Genomic DNA, 20618 nt, shown 5'->3' with positions numbered 1-20618 from the left:
ATCACCCCTTTTCAGGAGTCGCCCATGTTCCAGGTCAACGAGTACTTCAACGGCACCGTCAAGTCGATCGCATTCGCGGGCGAAGAAGGCCCCGCCACTGTCGGCGTAATGGCCCCGGGCGAATACGAGTTCGGCACCGCCAAGCGTGAAATCATGCACGTGGTGTCGGGTGCGTTGATCGTGAAACTGCCAGGTAGCGACAACTGGGAAACCTTCAATGCCGGTGACAAGTTCAATGTGCCGGCGGACAGCAAGTTCCAGCTGCAGGTGAAGGTAGATACCGCTTACCTGTGCGAGTACCGCGACTAAGCGTCAGCCTGTGCCGGCCTCTTCGCGGGTGAACCCGCTCCCACAGGTGCATCACCGTCTTCGGAAACGGTGACCTTCTTGGGGGAGCGGGTTTACCCGCGAAGGGTCCAGCACTAATCCTTCAGGAACTCAGCAACGCGCTCAGCCGCCGCCTGCAAATGCTGCTCATGGCTGAACCCCGAGGCCTTCAACGGCTTCAGGTCATGGTCCCCCGCCACTAGCCAGCTCACCTCGATCGCTGGCGACAACGCATAGCCCGCCACTGCTTCGCGGTTACCCAGCGCATCGCGCTCGCCCTGCACGATCAATGTCGGCGTCTTCAACTCCGCCAGGTGCTCGACCCGCGGCTTCTCCGGCTTGCCCACCGCATAGAACGGATACCCCAGGCACACCAGCGCATCCGCGCCCAGCTCGTCAGCCAGCAGGCTGGCCATGCGCCCCCCCATCGACTTGCCACCCACGGCCAGCTTGCCCGTGACCAAAGGTCGCACCTGCCGGTACACCTCGCGCCAGCATTCCAGCAACACCTTCTGCGGGTTCGGCGGCCGCTTGCCACCGCCAACCCGGCGCTCGGCCATGTACGGGAACTCGAAGCGCACCACCGCCACCCCAAGTGCCGCAAGCCTTTGCGCCATTTCGTCCATGAACCCGCTGTCCATCGGCGCACCGGCGCCATGGGCCAGGATCAGGCAGCCCTTGTAGCCGTCCTTACTTTCATCCTGCGCAAGATCGCAGCGCAAGCCTGGGACATTTGCGACCTTCGCCCATTGATCCCCGTCAATACCGGCACTTTGCCCATTAATCATGCTTGCCTCGCTGTAAAGCCTGCCAAATAACCGTGGATGGGAACCCATACATGAACACAACCAGCAGTACCGCCTATAACTACAAGGTGGTCCGCCAATTCGCCATCATGACGGTGGTGTGGGGAATCGTCGGGATGGGGCTCGGCGTCTTCATCGCCGCCCAGCTCGCCTGGCCGTCCCTCAACTTCGACCTCCCCTGGACCAGCTTCGGCCGCCTGCGCCCCCTGCATACCAATGCGGTGATCTTCGCTTTCGGCGGCTGCGCGCTGTTTGCCACCTCCTATTATTCGGTGCAACGCACCTGCCAGACCACCCTGTTCGCACCCGGCCTGGCCGCGTTCACCTTCTGGGGCTGGCAACTGGTGATCCTGCTGGCGGCCATCACCCTGCCACTGGGCTACACCAGTTCCAAGGAATACGCCGAACTGGAATGGCCGATCGACATTCTGATCACCATTGTCTGGGTGTGCTACGCCATCGTGTTCTTCGGCACGCTGATGAAGCGCAACACCAAGCATATCTACGTGGGCAACTGGTTCTTCGGCGGGTTCATCCTCACCGTGGCGATGCTGCACATCGTCAACAACCTGGAGCTGCCGGTCAGCCTGACCAAGTCGTACTCGGTCTATGCCGGCGCCACCGACGCCATGGTGCAGTGGTGGTACGGCCACAACGCGGTAGGCTTCTTCCTGACCGCAGGCTTTCTGGGGATGATGTACTACTACGTGCCCAAGCAGGCCGAACGCCCGGTGTATTCCTATCGCCTGTCGATCGTGCACTTCTGGGCGCTGATCACCCTGTACATCTGGGCCGGCCCGCACCACCTGCACTACACCGCCCTGCCTGACTGGGCGCAGTCGCTGGGCATGGTGATGTCGCTGATCCTGCTGGCGCCAAGCTGGGGCGGCATGATCAACGGCATGATGACCCTGTCCGGTGCCTGGCACAAATTGCGCAGCGACCCGATCCTGCGTTTCCTGGTGGTATCGCTGGCGTTCTACGGCATGTCCACCTTCGAAGGCCCGATGATGGCCATCAAGACCGTCAACGCGCTGTCCCACTACACCGACTGGACCATCGGCCACGTTCACGCCGGCGCCCTGGGCTGGGTGGCGATGATCTCGATCGGCGCGTTGTACCACACCATCCCGAAAGTGTTCGGCAAGGAGCGCATGTACAGCATCGGCCTGATCAACGCGCACTTCTGGCTGGCCACTATCGGCACTGTGCTGTACATCGCCTCGATGTGGGTCAACGGCATCGCCCAGGGCCTGATGTGGCGCGCGGTGAACAGCGACGGCACCCTCACCTACTCGTTCGTGGAAACCCTGGTAGCCAGCCACCCAGGCTTCATCGTGCGCTTCGTCGGTGGTGCGATCTTCCTTAGCGGCATGTTCCTGATGGCCTGGAACACCTGGCGCACCGTGCGTTCGCCAGCACTTGATGTCGCCCCTGCGAACGCCCAGCTGGCTTGAGGAGAACCCCCCGATGAAACATGAAGTCATCGAGAAAAACGTCGGCCTGCTGGCCTTGCTGATGGTGTTCGCCGTCAGTATCGGCGGCCTGACCCAGATCGTCCCGCTGTTCTTCCAGGACGTCACCAACAAGCCGGTCGAAGGCATGAAACCCTACACCGCGCTGCAGCTGGAAGGCCGCGATATCTACATCCGCGAAGGCTGCGTGGGCTGCCACTCGCAGATGATCCGCCCGTTCCGCGCCGAAACCGAGCGCTACGGCCACTATTCGGTGGCCGGTGAAAGCGTGTGGGACCACCCGTTCCTGTGGGGCTCCAAGCGCACCGGGCCGGACTTGGCCCGGGTCGGTGGCCGGTACTCGGACGACTGGCACCGTGCGCACCTGTACAACCCGCGCAACGTGGTGCCGGAATCGAAGATGCCGTCGTACCCATGGCTGGTCGCAGAACAGGTGGACAACAGCCACACCGACGTCAAGATGCGCACCCTGCGCACCCTCGGCGTGCCATACACCGACGACGACATTGCCGGGGCCCGCGACGCGGTCAAGGGCAAGACCGAAATGGACGCGCTGGTCGCCTACCTGCAGGTGCTTGGCACCGCGATCAAGAACAAGAGGTGAGTGCGATGGAACTGGACATCGGCATGATCCGCGGCCTGGGCACCCTGGTGGTGATGATCGCCTTCATCGGCCTCTCCCTGTGGGTATTCAACCGCCGCCGCGACCGTGATTTCGCCGAAGCGCGCCTGCTGCCCTTCGTCGACGACCACCTGCCCGCTGCCGGGCAGGAACCTGCTGCAAAAAGGAGAAACGGGCAATGACCACCTTCTGGAGTACGTACATCTGCGTACTGACCATCGGTAGCCTGATTGGCCTGACCTGGCTGCTGCTTGCCACCCGCAAGGGCCAGAGCAACAGCAGCACCGACCAAACCATGGGCCACAGCTTCGACGGTATCGAGGAGTACGACAATCCACTGCCCAAGTGGTGGTTCTGGCTGTTCGTCGGCACCTTGGTGTTTTCGGTCGGCTACCTGATCCTCTACCCGGGCCTGGGCAACTGGAAAGGCATCCTGCCGGGCTATGAAAATGGCTGGACCGGCGCCAACGAATGGCAGAAGGAAATGGACAAGGCCGATGCCAGGTTCGGGCCGATCTTCGCCAAGTACGCCGCCATGCCTGTGGAAGAAGTGGCCAAGGACCCGCAAGCGCTGAAGATGGGCGGCCGATTGTTCGCCTCCAACTGTTCGGTGTGCCATGGCTCGGACGCCAAGGGTGCCTTTGGCTTCCCCAACCTCACTGACAAGGATTGGCGCTGGGGCGGCGAGGCGGAAACCATCAAGGCCACCATCATGGGCGGTCGTCATGGCGTGATGCCGGCCTGGGCCGAGGTGATCGGTGATCAGGGCGTTGCCGACGTGGCTGCGTTCGTGGTCAGCCAACTCGATGGCCGCACATTGCCTGAGGGCGCGAAGGCCGATGTGGAGAACGGGCAGAAGATCTTCGCCGCCAACTGCGTGGCCTGCCACGGACCGGAAGGTAAAGGTACGCCCGCCATGGGCGCACCGAACCTGACCCACCCGCAGGCGTTCATCTACGGCTCGAGCTTTGCCCAGCTGCAGCAGACCATTCGTTATGGTCGCCAGGGGCAGATGCCGGCGCAGGCCGAGATCCAGGGCAATGACAAGGTGCACCTGCTGGCGGCTTACGTGTATAGCCTGTCGCAGGGTGGTTCGGCTGAGGCTGTGACTGCCAAGTGAGTTCGCCGAAAGGGATTTGGCGCCTGTGAGATCGAGCGCCGCCCGCGCGGCGCTTCGCGGGGCAAGCCCGCTCCCACATTTGTTTCGGGCCAATCATTTCTGTGGGATTTGCGCGCGAACGCTTTGGCGCACGGCGCAATATCGCGTCGTACAAACAAGGCCGTCGCGCGCGCCTGTCACAGACATAACTGGCCCGAAACAAATGTGGGAGCGGGCTTGCCCCGCGAAGCGCCGCGCGGGCGGCGCTCGATCTCTGCCCCACCACAACACTCAAACCCTACACCCCCGCCCCAACACAATCCTCCAACCTTGAACTCCCCCCTACCACCCTCAGCCCCCCTACCCTTGCACCCCCACCGAACAGAACTAAGCTTGTTGCCTCAGTAGGCATCGCTACGAAAGGACCGATGCAGACGCGGCGCATGGCCTGTCGCCGCCCCAAAAAAAGCTTGACCGATCGATCAGAAAAAGGCGAAAAACGGTACACATTACAAATATTTATTTGTGTACAATCGTTCGGACCCGATCACTGCGGGACATCAGTGAACGGGCACGGGCACGGGTCGGCGTACCAAAGTTGCGTTGCGGTAACCCTGGTGGTTATCAATACTGGCGCCGATTTTTCGACCAACAAGAACATCAAAACCGTGGAACCTTAGAATGAGCACAGCAATCAGTCCGACTGCTTATAACTACAAGGTCGTCCGCCAGTTCGCCATCATGACGGTGGTCTGGGGGATCCTTGGCATGGGCCTCGGCGTCTTCATCGCCTCGCAGCTGGTGTGGCCCCAACTGAACCTGGACCTGCCCTGGACCAGCTTCGGCCGCCTGCGACCGCTGCACACCAACCTGGTGATCTTCGCCTTCGGGGGCTGTGCGCTGTTCGGCACCAGCTACTACGTGGTGCAGCGCACCTGCCAGACCCGGCTAATCTCCGACAGCATGGCCGCCTTCACCTTCTGGGGTTGGCAGGCAGTGATCGTCGGCGCGCTGATCACCCTGCCGATGGGCTATACCACCACCAAGGAATACGCCGAGCTCGAATGGCCGCTGGCGATCCTGCTGGCCATCGTCTGGGTCACCTACGGGCTGGTGTTCTTCGGCACCATCGTCAAGCGCAAGACCAAGCACATCTATGTCGGCAACTGGTTTTACGGTGCATTCATCGTGGTCACCGCGATGCTGCACATCGTCAACCACATCTCGCTGCCAGTGAGCCTGTTCAAGTCCTACTCGGCTTATTCCGGCGCCACCGACGCGATGATCCAGTGGTGGTACGGCCACAACGCCGTGGGCTTCTTCCTCACCACCGGCTTCCTGGGGATGATGTACTACTTCGTGCCCAAGCAGGCCGAGCGACCGATCTACTCGTATCGCCTGTCGATCGTGCACTTCTGGGCGCTGATCACCCTGTACATCTGGGCCGGCCCGCACCACCTGCACTACACCGCACTGCCTGACTGGGCGCAGTCGCTGGGCATGGTGATGTCGATCATCCTGCTGGCGCCAAGCTGGGGCGGCATGATCAACGGCATGATGACCCTGTCCGGTGCCTGGCACAAATTGCGCACCGACCCGATCCTGCGCTTCCTGGTGGTGTCGCTGGCGTTCTACGGCATGTCCACCTTCGAAGGCCCGATGATGGCCATCAAGACCGTGAACTCACTGTCGCACTACACCGACTGGACCATCGGCCACGTGCATGCCGGCGCCCTCGGCTGGGTAGCCATGATCTCGATCGGCGCTGTGTACCACATGATCCCCCGCCTGTATGGCCGCGAGCAGATGCACAGCGTCGGCCTGATCAACGCGCACTTCTGGCTGGCCACCATCGGGACCGTGCTGTACATCGCCTCGATGTGGGTAAACGGCATCACCCAGGGCCTGATGTGGCGCGCCATCAACGACGACGGCACCCTCACCTACTCGTTCGTCGAAGCCCTGCAAGCCAGCCACCCTGGCTACATCGTCCGCGCCCTGGGCGGTGCGTTCTTCGCCAGCGGCATGCTGCTGATGGCCTACAACGTGTTCCGTACCGTACGTGCCGCCAACCCGGCACAGGCTGAGGAAGCCGCCAAGATCATCGTTGTGGGAGCGCACTGATGAAGCATGAAGCTGTCGAGAAGAACATAGGCCTGCTGGCCTTCTTCATGGTCATCGCCGTGAGCGTTGGTGGCCTGACCCAAATCGTCCCGCTGTTCTTCCAGGACGTCACCAACAAGCCGGTCGAGGGCATGAAGCCACGCACCGCGCTGGAAGTCGAAGGGCGTGATATCTACATCCGTGAAGGCTGCGTAGGCTGCCACTCGCAGATGATCCGCCCGTTCCGCGCCGAAACCGAGCGCTACGGCCACTATTCGGTAGCCGGTGAAAGCGTGTGGGACCACCCGTTCCTGTGGGGCTCCAAGCGGACCGGGCCGGACCTGGCCCGCGTCGGTGGCCGCTACTCCGATGACTGGCACCGTGCGCACCTGTACAACCCGCGCAACGTGGTACCGGAATCGAAGATGCCGTCCTACCCGTGGCTGGTCGAGAACAAGCTCGACGGCAAGGACACCGCGAAAAAGCTGGAAGTGCTGCGCACACTCGGTACCCCGTACACCGATGCCGACATCGCCGGTGCGCGTGACGCGGTCAAGGGCAAGACCGAAATGGACGCCATCGTCGCGTACCTGCAAGGCCTTGGCACCATCATCAAGAGCAAACGGTGACGCTGATGGATATCGGGATGATTCGCGGCCTGGGCACCGTCGTGGTGATGGTGGCCTTCGTGGGCCTGGCGCTGTGGGTGTTCAACCCACGGCGCAAAAAGGATTTCGACGAAGCGACCCAACTGCCTTTCGCGGATGACCCCGAGGCCAGCCGGCACGTCGAGCAAGCAAAAGCTTCTGGGAGCAAACAACAATGACAACCTTCTGGAGTCTGTACGTTACCGTCCTGACCCTGGGCACCATCTTCTCGTTGACCTGGCTGCTGCTGTCGACCCGCAAGGGCCAGCGCGAAGAGGTCACCGACGAAACCGTCGGGCATGCCTTCGATGGCATCGAAGAATACGACAACCCACTGCCCAAATGGTGGTTCTGGCTGTTCGTCGGCACCATCATCTTCGCCCTCGGCTACCTGGTGCTGTACCCGGGCCTGGGCAACTGGAAAGGCATCCTGCCGGGCTATTCGTACCTGGACACCGACAAGCAGACCGAGTTTTCCAACGGCCAACCGGGCTGGACTGGCGTGCACGAGTGGGAAAAGGAAATGGCCAAGGCCGACGCCCGCTTTGGGCCGATCTTCGCCAAGTTCGCGGCCATGCCTATCGAAGACGTCGCCAAGGACCCACAGGCATTGAAAATGGGGGCGCGGCTGTTCGCCTCCAACTGCTCGGTGTGCCATGGCTCCGACGCCAAAGGTGCCTTCGGCTTCCCCAACCTGACCGACAACGACTGGCGCTGGGGTGGCGAACCGGACACGATCAAGACCACCATCATGGGCGGCCGCCATGGCGTGATGCCAGCCTGGGCCGAGGTGATCGGTGATCAGGGCGTGGCCGACGTGGCCGCCTTCGTGGTCAGCAAGCTGGATGGCCGTACGCTGCCGGAAGGCGTCAAGGCCGATGCCGAAAATGGGCAGAAGATCTTCGCCGCCAACTGCGTGGCCTGCCATGGGCCGGAAGGCAAAGGCACGCCGGCCATGGGCGCGCCGAACCTGACCCACCCGCAGGCGTTCATCTACGGTTCGAGCTTTGCCCAGCTGCAGCAGACCATCCGCTATGGTCGCCAAGGCCAGATGCCCGCCCAGGAACAGTTGCAGGGTAATGACAAAGTGCACCTGCTGGCGGCTTATGTTTACAGCCTGTCGCAACGGGACCAGGCGCAGGCCAAGGCTGAGTAAGCAGGCCTGGCCTCTTCGCGGGGCAAGCCCGCTCCCACAGGTACACCACCGAACCCGGAACAATGGGTTACTTGTGGGAGCGGGCTTGCCCCGCGAAGAGGCCGGCAAATGCGACCCAGGATGACCTGGATCAATTGACACCCGCCATAACACGATTCACACCACGAACCCAACGCGACTAAAGGTCGCAGTGCGATCCCATACCGCCATCCGCGGCGTATCATGGACCGCAGAGCGCTAGCAGATTGCGCGAGACTGCGGCCGGCACGCACTGGCCGCGGCGTTTCTCCACTGCCGTGGGACTTGATGATGAGCAAGCAAATTCCGGTACATGATGTCACCCCGCCTGCCAGCAAAGGGAAGGATTCCGTCGACCTCTACGCCTCCCGGGAAAAGATCTACACCCGCGCCTTCACCGGCCTGTTCCGCCGCCTGCGCATGGTCGGCGGTGCAGTGCTGTTCCTGCTGTACTTCGGCACCGTGTGGCTGAACTGGGGCGGCCACCAGGCCGTATGGTGGAACCTGCCCGAACGCAAGTTCTACATCTTTGGCGCTACCATCTGGCCGCAAGACTTCATCCTCCTCTCGGGCATCCTCATCGTCGCCGCCTTCGGCCTGTTCTTCATTACCGTGTTCGCCGGCCGCGTGTGGTGCGGCTACACCTGCCCGCAAAGCGTGTGGACCTGGATCTTCATGTGGTGCGAAAAGGTTACCGAGGGCGACCGCAACCAGCGCATGAAGCTCGACAGGGCGCCCATGAGCGGCAACAAGTTCCTGCGCAAGCTAGCCAAGCACAGCCTGTGGCTGCTGATCGGTTTTGTCACCGGCATGACCTTTGTCGGCTACTTCTCGCCAATCCGCGAGCTGGTGATCGAGTTCTTCACCGGCCAGGCCGATGGCTGGGCCTATTTCTGGGTCGGTTTCTTCACCCTCGCCACCTACGGCAATGCCGGGTGGCTGCGCGAACAGGTGTGCGTGTACATGTGCCCGTACGCTCGCTTCCAGAGCGTGATGTTCGACAAGGACACGCTGATCGTTTCCTACGACCCGCGCCGTGGCGAAACCCGCGGGCCGCGCAAGAAAGATACCGACTACAAAGCCCAGGGCCTGGGTGACTGCATCGACTGCACCATGTGCGTGCAGGTCTGCCCGACCGGCATCGACATCCGTGATGGCCTGCAAATCGAGTGCATCGGCTGCGCAGCCTGCATCGACGCCTGCGACAGCATCATGGACAAGATGAACTACCCCAAAGGGCTGATCAGCTACACCACCGAACACAATCTGTCCGGGCAGAAAACCCACATGCTGCGCCCGCGGCTGATCGGCTATGCCGCCGTGCTGCTGGTGATGATGATCGGCCTGGCCACTGCCTTCGCCACACGCTCGCTGGTCGGTTTCGACGTCAGCAAAGACCGCGTGCTGTACCGCGAGAACGCCCAGGGCCGGATCGAGAACGTGTACAGCCTGAAGGTCATGAACAAGGACCAGCGCGACCATGTGTACGTGCTGGATGCCGCCGGCCTGCCGGACCTCAAGCTCGAAGGCCAGCGCGAGATCCGCGTGGCCGCCGGTGATATCGTCAGCCTGCCGGTACAGCTGTCGGTCGCTCCTGAAAAACTGCCTTCCACCACCAACGAAATCACCTTCATCCTCAAGAGCGCCGACGACAGCGACGCCCAGGTTGAAGCCAAGAGCCGCTTCATCGGCCCACAGATCCGCTAAGAGAGATAACGCACAATGCCTGCCGCCACCGCCGCCAGCCCCTGGTACAAGCACCTCTGGCCCTGGATCATCATTGGCATCCTCACCACCTCGGTGTGCCTGAGCCTGACCATGGTCAGCATCGCCGTACGCAACCCGGACAACCTGGTGAACGACAACTACTACGAGGCCGGCAAGGGCATCAACCGCTCCCTGGACCGCGAGCTGCTGGCGCAGCAACTGGGCCTGAAAGCCAGCGTGCATCTGGACGAACTGACCGGCGAAGTGGACCTGCGCCTGACCGGTAGCAGTGGCCCGCAAAACCTGGAGCTGAACCTGATTTCGCCGACCCAGCCAGAGAAGGACCGCAAGGTGCTGCTGAGCCGGGTCGAAGCAGGGCGCTATGTGGGGCAACTGGAGGACAAGGTCGACGGGCGGCGCTTTGTGGAAGTGCTGGGTAGCGAAGGGGGCCAGGTGTGGCGCCTGTTCGAAGAGGAAAAAGTGGAGCATGGAGTGACCTTGCAGCTGGGTGATGAAGCACTGCAAGGCGCCGAACACCAATAAACGCACCACCCCCGCCCCTTGTGGGAGCGGGTTTACCCGCGAATGCGTCAGCCCTGAAAACATCAATGCCTGATCTGACGCATTCGCGGGTGAACCCGCTCCCACAGCTACAGTGCCCAGCCAGCGATTTGTCTAAGGCAATGATGTGATGACCCAGCCCACCCCCTGCTACCACTGCGCCCTGCCCGTCCCCGCCGGCAGCCGCTTCACCGCCGTGGTCCTCGGCCAGCCGCGGCAGTTCTGCTGCCCCGGCTGCCAGGCGGTGGCAGAGTCCATCGTTGCCGGTGGGCTGGAGCACTACTACCAGCACCGCAGCGACAACAGCGCCAACCCCGAAGCCCTGCCCAGGCAACTACAGGACGAACTGGCCCTGTACGACCGCAGCGACGTGCAGCAAACCTTCGTCCGCCACCAGGGCGAGCTGGCCGAAACCACCTTGCTTGTCGAAGGCATCAGCTGCGCCGCCTGCGGCTGGCTGATCGAAAAGCACCTGCGCAACCTGCCTGGCGTCGCCGAAGCCCGGTTGAACCTGTCCAACCACCGCCTGGCGCTGAACTGGGACGACAAGCAGCTGCCGCTGTCGCGCCTGCTGGCCGAACTTCGCCAGATCGGCTACGCCGCCCACCCCTACCAGCCTGACCAGGCCGCCGAGCAATTGGCCCGGGAAAACCGCAGCGCCCTACGCCGCCTGGGCGTGGCCGGGCTGCTGTGGTTCCAGGCGATGATGGCAACCATGGCCACTTGGCCGGAATTCAACATCGACCTGACGCCCGAGTTGCACACCATCCTGCGCTGGGTGGCGCTGTTCCTGACCATTCCCATCGTGTTCTACAGCTGCGCGCCCTTCTTCAAGGGCGCGGCGCGCGACTTGCGAACGCGCCACCTGACCATGGACATTTCGGTGTCACTGGCCATTGGCCTGGCGTTCGGCGCCGGCATCTGGACAGCCATCACTGGCAGCGGCGAGCTCTATTTCGACACGGTGGGCATGTTCGCCCTGTTCCTGCTGACCGGCCGCTACCTGGAGCGCCGCGCCCGCGAGCGCACAGCGGCGGCCACTGCGCAGCTGGTCAACCTGCTGCCAGCCTCATGCCTGCGCCTGGACGCCATCGGGCGCAGCGAACGCATCCTGCTCAGCGAATTACACTGCGGCGACACCGTGCAGGTGCTGCCCGGCGCGGTCATCCCTGCCGACGGGCGCATCGTCGAGGGCCGCTCGAGCGTCGACGAATCGCTGCTGACCGGCGAGTATCTGCCGCAACCACGCCGGGTGGGTGAGCGGGTCACTGGCGGTACGCTGAACGTCGAAAGCACGCTGAATGTGGCTGTGGAAGCCCTCGGCCATGATTCACGCTTGTCGGCCATCGTCCGCCTGCTGGAACGCGCCCAGACCGAAAAACCACGCCTGGCGGAAATCGCCGATCGCGCCTCGCAGTGGTTCCTGCTGTTCTCGCTGCTGGCCTCGGTAGCCATCGGCCTGTGGTGGTGGCACCTGGATCCGGCACGGGCGTTCTGGATCGTGCTGGCCATGCTCGTGGCCACCTGCCCTTGTGCCCTGTCTTTGGCTACGCCAACCGCATTGACCGCCGCCACCGGAACCCTGCACAAGCTTGGCCTGCTGGTCACCCGCGGCCACGTGCTGGAGGGCTTGAACCACATCGACACGGTGATTTTCGACAAGACCGGCACACTGACCGAAGGCCGCCTGACCTTGCGCAGCATCCGCCCGCTCGGCAGCCAGACTGCGGACCGCTGCCTGGCCCTGGCCGCGGCGCTGGAAAACCGCTCTGAACACCCCATCGCTCGCGCCTTTGGTCGCACCACCACGCCCGCCGAAGGCGTACAGAGCGTACCCGGCCTGGGCCTGGAGGGGCTGGTCGACGGCCAGCGCCTGCGCATTGGTCAGGCTACCTTCGTCTGCGCCTTGAGTGGTGCGGAAATCCCCGCTGTACCTGAGCCTCGCGGCCAGTGGCTGCTGCTGGGCGACCGCCAGGGCCCCATGGCGTGGTTCGGCCTGGATGACCGCCTGCGCGACGACGCGCCGGCCCTGCTCGCTGCCTGCAAGGCGCGGGGCTGGCACACCCTGCTGCTGTCGGGCGACAGCTCGCCGATGGTTGCCGAAGTGGCCGCGCAGCTGGGTATCGACCAGGCCATTGGCGGCCTGCGCCCGGATGACAAACTGGACCGCCTGAAAGCCCTGCAGGCTGACGGGCGCAAGGTGCTGATGCTCGGCGACGGGGTCAACGATGTACCGGTACTGGCCGCCGCCGATATCAGCATCGCCATGGGCAGCGCCACCGACCTGGCCAAGACCAGTGCCGACGCCGTCTTGCTGTCCAACCGCCTGCAAGCGCTGGTGCAGGCCTTCGAGCTGGCCCGCCGCACCCGCCGCAACATCCTCGAGAACCTGCTGTGGGCGACCCTGTATAATGGCCTGATGTTGCCGTTTGCCGCGCTCGGCTGGATCACCCCGGTGTGGGCTGCGATCGGCATGTCGGTCAGCTCGTTGATCGTGGTGCTCAATGCCCTGCGCCTGACTCGCATGCCGGATGCATCCGCACTGCCGAAAAACGCAGCACCCCAACCCGGGAGGAAGTCGCCATGCCCGCCCTCTATGTCATGATCCCCGCAGCCCTGCTGCTGGTCGGCGTGGCCGTGTACATTTTCTTCTGGGCCGTGGACAGCGGCCAGTATGACGACCTTGACGGCCCCGCTCACAGCATCCTGTTCGATGATCAGGACCCGCGTCACCAAGCGGCAGTGAAACCTGACGACACCCAGGCCGACGCCAACAAGGAGCCGCCACCCCGTGCCTGACCTGCTTCCGCTGCTGGGCTCGGCACTGGTCCTTGGCCTGCTCGGCGGCGGTCACTGCCTGGGCATGTGCGGCGGCCTGATGGGCGCACTGACTTTGGCCATCCCCCCCGAACAACGCGGCAAGCGGCTGCGACTGTTGCTGGCGTACAACCTGGGGCGCATTTTCAGCTATGCCTGCGCCGGCCTGTTGCTGGGCCTGGCCGGATGGGCCGTGGCAAGCAGCCCGGCAGCGCTGGCACTGCGGGTGACGGCAGCCCTGCTGTTGATTGCCATGGGGTTGTACCTGGCTGGCTGGTGGAGTGGGCTGACCCGTATCGAGGCGCTGGGCCGGGGTTTGTGGCGGCATATCCAGCCGCTGGCGTCGCGCTTGCTGCCGGTGTCCAGCCTGCCCAGGGCGTTGCTGCTGGGCGCCCTGTGGGGGTGGCTGCCGTGCGGTTTGGTGTACAGCACCCTGCTGTGGGCGGCCAGCCAGGGCAATGCCGGGTACAGCGCGGTGTTGATGCTCGCGTTCGGGCTGGGGACCTGGCCGGTGTTGCTGGCCACCGGGCTGGCGGCCGAACGGGTGAACGCCCTGTTGCGGCGACGCAGCGTGCGCGTGGCGGGTGGTGTGCTGGTGATGCTGTTCGGTGTCTGGACCCTGCCGGGCCCACACCAGCACTGGCTGATGGGGCATTGACGGGGCGCTCTGCGGCCCCAGTGCCCTTGATACAAATCAACACAGGTTCCTGCGGACGGCCATAGACTCCGGTGCACTGCTGCTCTTTCCGGGGACCGCCCTCATGCTCGACGACCTTCGTTGGGACACCGACCTGATCCGCCGCTACGATCTCGCCGGGCCACGCTACACCTCCTACCCAACCGCCGTGCAGCTGCACAGCGAGGTGGGCTCGTTCGACCTGCTCCACGCCCTGCGCGAAAGCCGTCGGGCGGTGCGCCCGCTGTCGCTGTACGTGCACGTGCCGTTCTGCGCCAACATCTGCTACTACTGCGCCTGCAACAAGGTCATCACCAAAGACCGTGCCCGTGCCGCACCGTACCTGCAGCGCCTGGAACAGGAAATCCAGCTGATCGCCTGCCACCTGGACCCGAAACAGCGTGTGGAACAGCTGCATTTCGGCGGCGGTACGCCGACCTTCCTCAGCCATGTGGAACTGCGCCAGCTGATGGCCACCCTGCGCCAGCACTTCCACCTGCTGGACGACGACTCCGGCGACTACGGCATCGAGATCGACCCGCGCGAAGCCGACTGGTCGACCATGGGGCTGCTGCGCGAACTGGGCTTCAACCGCGTCAGCCTTGGCGTGCAGGACCTCGACCCCGCCGTGCAGCGCGCGGTCAACCGCCTGCAGAGCCTGGAGCAGACCCGCACCCTGATCGAGGCGGCGCGCACCCTGCAGTTCCGTTCGGTCAACCTGGACCTGATCTACGGCCTGCCCAAACAAACCCCGGAAGGCTTTGCGCGCACGGTCGAAGAAGTGATCCGCCTGCAGCCCGACCGCCTGTCAGTGTTCAACTACGCCCACCTGCCCGAGCGCTTCATGCCGCAGCGGCGCATCGACAGCAACGAGCTGCCCAGCCCGGCCGCCAAGCTGGAGATGCTGCATGCCACCATCGACCAGTTGACCGCCGCAGGTTACCGCTACATCGGCATGGACCACTTCGCCCTGCCCGACGACGAACTGGCCATCGCCCAGGAAGAAGGCACCCTGCAGCGCAACTTCCAGGGCTACACCACCCACGGGCACTGCGACCTGATCGGCCTGGGCGTATCGGCCATCAGCCAGATCGGCGACCTGTACTGCCAGAACAGCAGCGACCTCAATACCTACCAGGACAGCCTGTCCAACGCCCAACTGGCGACCCAGCGCGGCCTGGTGTGCAACCACGACGACCGGATACGCCGTGCGGTGATCCAGCAACTGATCTGCCATTTCGAGCTGGCATTCGAACCGATCGAACAGGCCTTCACCATTGATTTTCGCGGTTACTTCAACGACCTCTGGCCCGAACTGTTGACCTTGCAGCGCGACGGCCTGATCAGCATGAACGACAAAGGCATCCGCATTTTGCCGGCTGGCCGCCTGCTGGCGCGCTCGGTGTGCATGGTCTTCGACGCTTACCTGGCGATGCAGAATCGCGAGCGTTTCTCGCGGGTTATCTGAAAACCGAGTCGTTCAACCGCATAGACAAGCCTCCTTGCCAGGCACACTATGGGCACACGAGGACTCCCGGCAGCCCGTCTGCCGGGGTTTCGCCAGGGCGCACCATCAACGCGCACGCTGGCCTACACCCTGTGTCGTGGGTTACCCTTACGACTTATGTGTGCTTTCCCACAAGGATCGATCCAAATGTCCGAGCCAGTCAAACTGCGCCCACACAACCAGGCCCATTGCAAGGATTGCAGCCTGGCCCCTCTGTGCCTGCCTCTTTCGTTGAACCTGGAAGACATGGATGCACTGGATGAAATCGTCAAGCGCGGGCGCCCGCTGAAGAAAGGCGAGTTTCTGTTCCGCCAGGGTGACAATTTCGGCTCGGTCTACGCAGTACGTTCCGGCGCCCTGAAAACCTTCAGCCTCAGCGACAGCGGCGAAGAGCAGATCACCGGCTTCCACTTGCCCAGCGAGCTGGTCGGCCTATCGGGCATGGACACCGAGGCCTACCCGGTATCGGCCCAGGCCCAGGAAACCACCTCGGTCTGCGAAATCCCCTTCGACCGCCTTGATGAGCTTTCGGTGCAACTGCCCCAGCTACGCCGCCAGCTGATGCGGGTGATGAGCAGGGAAATCCGCGACGACCAGCAAATGATGCTGTTGCTGTCGAAAAAGACCGCCGACGAGCGCATTGCCACCTTCCTGGTCAACCTGTCGGCGCGCTTCCGCGCCCGTGGCTATTCGGCCAACCAGTTCCGCCTGAGCATGTCGCGCAACGAAATCGGCAACTACCTTGGCCTGGCGGTAGAAACCGTGTCGCGGGTGTTTACCCGCTTCCAGCAGAACGGCCTGCTGCGCGCCGAGGGCAAGGAAGTGCACATCCTGGACCCGATCCAGCTGTGCGCGCTGGCCGGTGGTGCAATCGAGGCCTGAGGCCGGTCTTTAGCGGGTATACTTGGGCATTCGTTTTCCCAGGATACCCGCAACAATGCACAGCGACGCCTTCGACCTCAAAGCCCTGATCCGCCCGGTGGTGGACTTTCCCAAACCGGGCGTGATCTTCCGCGATATCACCCCGCTGTTCCAGTCGCCGCGTGGGCTGCGCTATGTGGCCGACCAGTTCATCGAGCGCTACGTCGAGGCTGAATTCAGCCACATTGGTGCCATGGACGCGCGGGGTTTCCTGATCGGCTCGATCATCGCCCACCAGTTGAACAAGCCGCTGATCCTGTTCCGCAAGCAAGGCAAGCTGCCGGCCGACGTGCTGAGCGAGGGTTACCAGACCGAGTACGGCGAGGCCTTCCTGGAAGTGCATGCCGACAGCCTGTGTGAAGGCGATTCGGTGCTGATCTTCGATGACCTGATTGCTACTGGCGGGACCCTGCTGGCGGCAGCCAACCTGGTGCGTCGCACCGGGGCGCAGGTGTTCGAGGCGGCGGCGATCATCGACCTGCCGGAATTGGACGGGTCGCGTCGGTTGCAGGCGGCCGGGGTGCCTACCTTCTGCCTGACCGAGTTTTCCCTCAGCGAGTACTGAGTTGGCTTTTGGGGCTGCTTTGCAGCCCATTCGCGGGACAAGCCCGCTCCCACAAAGGACTGCCCCCAAGGGTTGGATCAGTGTCCAACTTCATGGGGGCAGTCCAAAGTGAAGCATCGCTATATTTGTGTGGGAGCGGGCTTGCCCCGCGAATGGGCCGCAAAGCGGCCCCAGCATTTCTGAATCAGAGCGAAATTGGCCGGCGCCCTGCAAAGGCATGGGCCAAGGTACCGCCATCCACCATCTCCAGCTCGCCGCCCAGCGGTACACCATGGGCAATGCGAGACGCCACCAAGCCCTTCTCGCTCAGCAATTGCGCAATGTAATGCGCCGTCGCCTCCCCCTCCACCGTCGGGTTGGTCGCCAGGATCACTTCGGTAAAGGTGCCCTGCTCCTCGATCCGCGCCATCAGCTGCGGAATGCCGATCGCCTCAGGCCCAAGGCCGTCCAGCGGCGACAGGTGGCCCTTGAGCACGAAGTAACGGCCACGGTAGCCGGTCTGCTCCACCGCATACACATCGGTCGGCCCCTCGACCACGCACAGCTGGGTGTCGTCACGGCGCGGGTCGGCGCACTGCGGGCACAGTTCCTGCTCGGTGAGGGTGCGACACTGGCGGCAATGCCCTACCCCTTCCATGGCCTGGGTCAAGGCCTGCGCCAGGCGCAGCCCGCCGCTGCGGTCGCGCTCCAGCAATTGCAGGGCCATGCGCTGGGCGGTTTTCTGGCCAACGCCTGGCAAGATGCGCAGGCCGTCGATCAGTTGGCGGATAAGGGGGCTGAAGCTCATGGGAATGGCCTGACAAATCAATAAGAGGCGGTTTATACCCAGCGGGGGCGATGGCGTCAAATCACCTCGCCCAAAGCCTGCAAGGTCTGCTTTTTTGTGGGAGCGGCCTTGTGTCGCGAATGGGCTGCGAAGCAGCCCCGGCACTCAATGCTGCAAAGCTGGAATCCGGGGGCCGCTTCGCGCCCCTTTCGCGACACAAGGCCGCTCCCACTTAAAGAGCAGACCGCAGCCGGGTTGAAATCTACGCAAAAAAAACGCCGCTGATAGCAGCGGCGCTTTTTGGTATCGCAATGCCCTTAGAACGGCATCTTGAAGCCCGGCGGCAGTTGCATGCCGGCGGTCATGCCGCCCATTTTTTCCTGGCTGCTTTGCTCGATCTTGCGCACGGCATCGTTCAACGCGGCGGCGATCAGGTCTTCCAGCACTTCCTTGTCGTCTTCGTCAGTCGACATCAGGCTCTGGTCGATGCTAACGCGCTTGACGTCGTGACGACCGGTCATCACCACGCTCACCAGGCCACCACCGGACTGACCGGTGACTTCAGCGTTGGCCAGCTCTTCCTGCATCTTCTGCATCTTTTCCTGCATCTGCTGGGCCTGCTTCATCAGGCCGGCCATGCCACCTTTCATCATGGGGGTATACCTCGATTGGGTCATGTGATGCGGCCCGGCCCAGGGCCAGCCGCATGGTTATCCGTTACTGGCCCTGATTGGCCAGGGCTTCTACAGGCTCAATAGTATCCTGCCGCACCTTGGCACCGAACAACTTGATCATCTGCTGGATCAACGGATCCTGCTCGATCGAGGTGATGGCGTCCTGCTGACGCTCGGCACGCTTGCGCGATGCAGCCTGGGCCGGGGTTTCCTGCTCGGGCAGGATCAGCTCGATACGCAGGTTCAGCGTACGCCCCAGGTGCTGGTTGAGCGCTTCGTTCAGGCGGCGCTGCTGGGTAGTATTGAACAGCGCACCTTGGCCAGGGTCCAGGTGCAGCAGCCAATCATCGCCATCGGCAGCAATCAGCGTACAGTTTGCCGCGATGTTGCCTGTCATACCGGACACAGGCAACTGTGGGAATAATTCCAGCCATTGCAGGGCCAGACCGGTGGCCGGTTTGGCTGCTGGCAGCGGTTCGGCAGCCGGCTTGGACACCTCTTCCTGAACATGCTCGGCCAACTCGTCCAGGTAGCTGAAACCAACCGGGTCGGTTTCACCGCCGTAATAGTCTTCGTCCAGCGGCGGCTCATCGTCGCGGTCCATGCCTACGGCAGCATAGGCGGACGGGTCGAAAGGTGGCGCGTCGTCTGCCGGGGCGGGCTGTGGCGCCGCGGCAGGGGCAACCGCCTCGGGCTTTTGCGCAGGTTCAGACGCTACCGGTGCGGGTGCAGCCGCTGGCTCTTCCCACGGCAGGTCGATCACCTCTGCGACAGGCTCGGGTACCGAAATGGCCTGGATCTCGGCCTGTAACTCAACGTCTGGCTCGGCCTCCGGCTCATGGTCGGCTGTCGCAGGTGCAGGCACTTCCAGCCGTGGTGCTGCCGCCACAGGCTCTGCCGGCAGGGTCGCGACAGGCGATGAGGGCTCGACCGAGGTCGAGGCCGAGTCTGCCACCGGAGCTGCAGGATCAGCTGTGGCCTGGCTGATCCCCACTGGCTTTAGCACCGGTTTCGGCGCGTCGTCGGTATCGGCCGGGCGGAACGCCAGCATGCGTAGCAGGACCATCTCGAAACCACCACGTGGGTTCGGCGCCAACGGCAGGTCTCGGCGGCCAATCAGGCCCATCTGGTAGTAGAACTGCACGTCCTCGGCCGGCAATGCCGAGGCCAGCGCCAGCACTCGCTCGCGGTCGCCCTGGCCATTGTCCACTGCTTCCGGCAACGCCTGGGCAATGGCCACACGGTGCAGCACGTTAAGCATTTCGGCCAACACGCCCGCCCAGTCCGGCCCCTGCTCCGCCAGGTTGCGCACAGCCTCCAGCAATGCCCGGGCATCGCCTTCGAGCAACGCTTGCAACACGCCATAGACCTGGCCGTGATCCAGGCTGCCAAGCATGGCCCGCACATCAGCAGCCAGCACCTTGCCTTCGCCAAAGGCGATGGCCTGGTCGGTCAGGCTCATGGCGTCACGCATCGAGCCATCGGCCGCGCGGCCCAGCAGCCACAGGGCATCCGGTTCGAACGGCACGTTCTCGGCAGCCAGTACGTGACTCAGGTGCTCGACCACCCGCTCCGGGCTCATGTTCTTCAGCGAGAACTGCAGGCAGCGCGACAGGATGGTGGCCGGCAGCTTCTGCGGGTCGGTGGTAGCGAGGATGAACTTGACGTAGGGCGGCGGCTCTTCCAGCGTCTTGAGCAAGGCGTTGAACGAGTGGGTCGAGAGCATGTGCACTTCGTCGATCAGGTAGACCTTGAAGCGCCCACGGCTCGGGGCATACTGCACGTTGTCCAGCAGTTCGCGGGTGTCCTCGACCTTGGTGCGGCTGGCGGCGTCGATCTCGATCAGGTCGACGAAACGGCCTTCGTCGATTTCACGGCACACCGAACAGGTGCCACAGGGCGTAGAGGTGATGCCGGTTTCACAGTTCAGGCACTTGGCGATAATACGGGCGATGGTGGTCTTGCCCACGCCGCGCGTACCGGTGAACAGGTAGGCGTGGTGCAGGCGCTGGTTGTCCAAGGCATTGATCAAGGCCTTGAGCACATGGGTCTGGCCGACCATTTCGCGGAACGAGCGCGGACGCCATTTTCGTGCAAGAACCTGATAACTCATCGAAAAACCATCGTAGCCTGATCGAGCGGAAGATCGCTAATGCTAGCGGAGCGGGGGC

The 20618-nt window shown here is 63.3% G+C and carries 21 protein-coding genes; 17 read left to right on the top strand and 4 right to left on the bottom strand.

Features of this window, described 5'->3' with window-relative positions:
* The first annotated feature begins 24 nt into the window (after positions 1-24).
* Positions 25-309 carry a pyrimidine/purine nucleoside phosphorylase gene (locus OO258_RS22095; protein ID WP_054894773.1) on the top strand — a complete coding sequence of 95 codons (285 nt, stop codon included), beginning with the start codon at positions 25-27 and terminating at the stop codon, positions 307-309.
* Between the two features lie 113 nt (positions 310-422).
* On the opposite strand, the gene OO258_RS22090 is transcribed toward OO258_RS22095, so the two are convergent.
* A complete protein-coding gene (locus tag OO258_RS22090; protein ID WP_266032595.1) occupies positions 423-1115 on the bottom strand; it encodes an alpha/beta family hydrolase in 693 nt (230 codons plus the stop codon).
* A 50-nt stretch (positions 1116-1165) separates the two neighbouring features.
* Between OO258_RS22090 and ccoN (OO258_RS22085) the strand changes: the two genes are divergently transcribed.
* From ccoN (OO258_RS22085) to OO258_RS22010, 16 genes are all read left to right on the top strand, one after another.
* Complete coding sequence (ccoN, locus tag OO258_RS22085; RefSeq protein WP_110747986.1) at positions 1166-2590, top strand: cytochrome-c oxidase, cbb3-type subunit I; 1425 nt, start codon at positions 1166-1168, stop codon at positions 2588-2590.
* A 13-nt stretch (positions 2591-2603) separates the two neighbouring features.
* Positions 2604-3212: a cytochrome-c oxidase, cbb3-type subunit II gene (gene ccoO / locus OO258_RS22080; RefSeq protein ID WP_110747989.1), complete on the top strand. Its 609-nt coding sequence runs from the start codon at positions 2604-2606 to the stop codon at positions 3210-3212.
* Between the two features lie 5 nt (positions 3213-3217).
* The gene (locus tag OO258_RS22075) at positions 3218-3412 is read left to right on the top strand and encodes a cbb3-type cytochrome oxidase subunit 3 (protein WP_266032591.1); all 195 of its coding nucleotides are present in this window, start codon (positions 3218-3220) and stop codon (positions 3410-3412) included.
* Complete coding sequence (ccoP, locus tag OO258_RS22070; protein WP_266032588.1) at positions 3409-4350, top strand: cytochrome-c oxidase, cbb3-type subunit III; 942 nt, start codon at positions 3409-3411, stop codon at positions 4348-4350. Before OO258_RS22075 ends, ccoP (OO258_RS22070) begins: the two co-directional genes overlap by 4 nt.
* A gap of 660 nt (positions 4351-5010) precedes the next feature.
* Complete coding sequence (gene ccoN, locus OO258_RS22065) at positions 5011-6453, top strand: cytochrome-c oxidase, cbb3-type subunit I (RefSeq protein WP_085625437.1); 1443 nt, start codon at positions 5011-5013, stop codon at positions 6451-6453.
* On the top strand, positions 6453-7061 hold the full coding sequence (gene ccoO / locus OO258_RS22060; RefSeq protein ID WP_016488340.1) for a cytochrome-c oxidase, cbb3-type subunit II: 609 nt from the start codon (positions 6453-6455) through the stop codon (positions 7059-7061). Before ccoN (OO258_RS22065) ends, ccoO (OO258_RS22060) begins: the two co-directional genes overlap by 1 nt.
* Before the next feature lie 5 nt (positions 7062-7066).
* Positions 7067-7258: a CcoQ/FixQ family Cbb3-type cytochrome c oxidase assembly chaperone gene (locus OO258_RS22055; RefSeq protein WP_056801413.1), complete on the top strand. Its 192-nt coding sequence runs from the start codon at positions 7067-7069 to the stop codon at positions 7256-7258.
* Complete coding sequence (gene ccoP / locus OO258_RS22050; RefSeq protein WP_266032583.1) at positions 7255-8235, top strand: cytochrome-c oxidase, cbb3-type subunit III; 981 nt, start codon at positions 7255-7257, stop codon at positions 8233-8235. The genes OO258_RS22055 and ccoP (OO258_RS22050) overlap by 4 nt, the downstream gene beginning before the upstream one ends.
* Positions 8236-8544: 309 nt before the next feature.
* On the top strand, positions 8545-9960 hold the full coding sequence (ccoG, locus tag OO258_RS22045) for a cytochrome c oxidase accessory protein CcoG (protein WP_266032580.1): 1416 nt from the start codon (positions 8545-8547) through the stop codon (positions 9958-9960).
* 15 nt (positions 9961-9975) lie between these two features.
* Positions 9976-10503, top strand: coding sequence for a FixH family protein (locus OO258_RS22040; protein WP_266032578.1), 528 nt, complete (start codon positions 9976-9978; stop codon positions 10501-10503).
* A 148-nt stretch (positions 10504-10651) separates the two neighbouring features.
* Positions 10652-13126 (top strand): heavy metal translocating P-type ATPase, encoded by a 2475-nt coding sequence (locus tag OO258_RS22035; protein ID WP_266032576.1) that lies wholly within the window; start codon positions 10652-10654, stop codon positions 13124-13126.
* Entirely contained in the window at positions 13105-13320 is a 216-nt protein-coding gene (ccoS, locus tag OO258_RS22030) for a cbb3-type cytochrome oxidase assembly protein CcoS (RefSeq protein WP_110746488.1), read from the top strand. The genes OO258_RS22035 and ccoS overlap by 22 nt, the downstream gene beginning before the upstream one ends.
* Positions 13313-13996 carry a sulfite exporter TauE/SafE family protein gene (locus tag OO258_RS22025; RefSeq protein ID WP_266032573.1) on the top strand — a complete coding sequence of 228 codons (684 nt, stop codon included), beginning with the start codon at positions 13313-13315 and terminating at the stop codon, positions 13994-13996. The genes ccoS and OO258_RS22025 overlap by 8 nt, the downstream gene beginning before the upstream one ends.
* A gap of 103 nt (positions 13997-14099) precedes the next feature.
* Positions 14100-15482, top strand: coding sequence for an oxygen-independent coproporphyrinogen III oxidase (gene hemN, locus OO258_RS22020; RefSeq protein ID WP_266032571.1), 1383 nt, complete (start codon positions 14100-14102; stop codon positions 15480-15482).
* A gap of 186 nt (positions 15483-15668) precedes the next feature.
* Entirely contained in the window at positions 15669-16403 is a 735-nt protein-coding gene (gene fnrA, locus OO258_RS22015) for a Crp/Fnr family transcriptional regulator FnrA (RefSeq protein WP_110746481.1), read from the top strand.
* A 55-nt stretch (positions 16404-16458) separates the two neighbouring features.
* Entirely contained in the window at positions 16459-17007 is a 549-nt protein-coding gene (locus tag OO258_RS22010) for an adenine phosphoribosyltransferase (protein ID WP_009683910.1), read from the top strand.
* A gap of 184 nt (positions 17008-17191) precedes the next feature.
* Here OO258_RS22010 and recR read toward each other — a convergent pair whose 3' ends face one another.
* The 3 genes from recR to dnaX all read right to left on the bottom strand — a co-directional run bounded on the left by recR (position 17192) and on the right by dnaX (position 20560).
* Positions 17192-17794, bottom strand: a complete 603-nt coding sequence (recR, locus tag OO258_RS22005; protein ID WP_003254304.1) for a recombination mediator RecR — start codon at positions 17792-17794, stop codon at positions 17192-17194.
* A 296-nt stretch (positions 17795-18090) separates the two neighbouring features.
* On the bottom strand, positions 18091-18426 hold the full coding sequence (locus OO258_RS22000; RefSeq protein WP_016488349.1) for a YbaB/EbfC family nucleoid-associated protein: 336 nt from the start codon (positions 18424-18426) through the stop codon (positions 18091-18093).
* 64 nt (positions 18427-18490) lie between these two features.
* The gene (gene dnaX, locus OO258_RS21995) at positions 18491-20560 is read right to left on the bottom strand and encodes a DNA polymerase III subunit gamma/tau (RefSeq protein WP_266032565.1); all 2070 of its coding nucleotides are present in this window, start codon (positions 20558-20560) and stop codon (positions 18491-18493) included.
* Positions 20561-20618 lie beyond the last annotated feature (58 nt).

The organism is Pseudomonas sp. DCB_BI, assembly GCF_026240995.1.
In the GTDB taxonomy this organism is placed as follows: domain Bacteria; phylum Pseudomonadota; class Gammaproteobacteria; order Pseudomonadales; family Pseudomonadaceae; genus Aquipseudomonas.
This window is presented reverse-complemented; position numbering and strand designations above follow the sequence as displayed.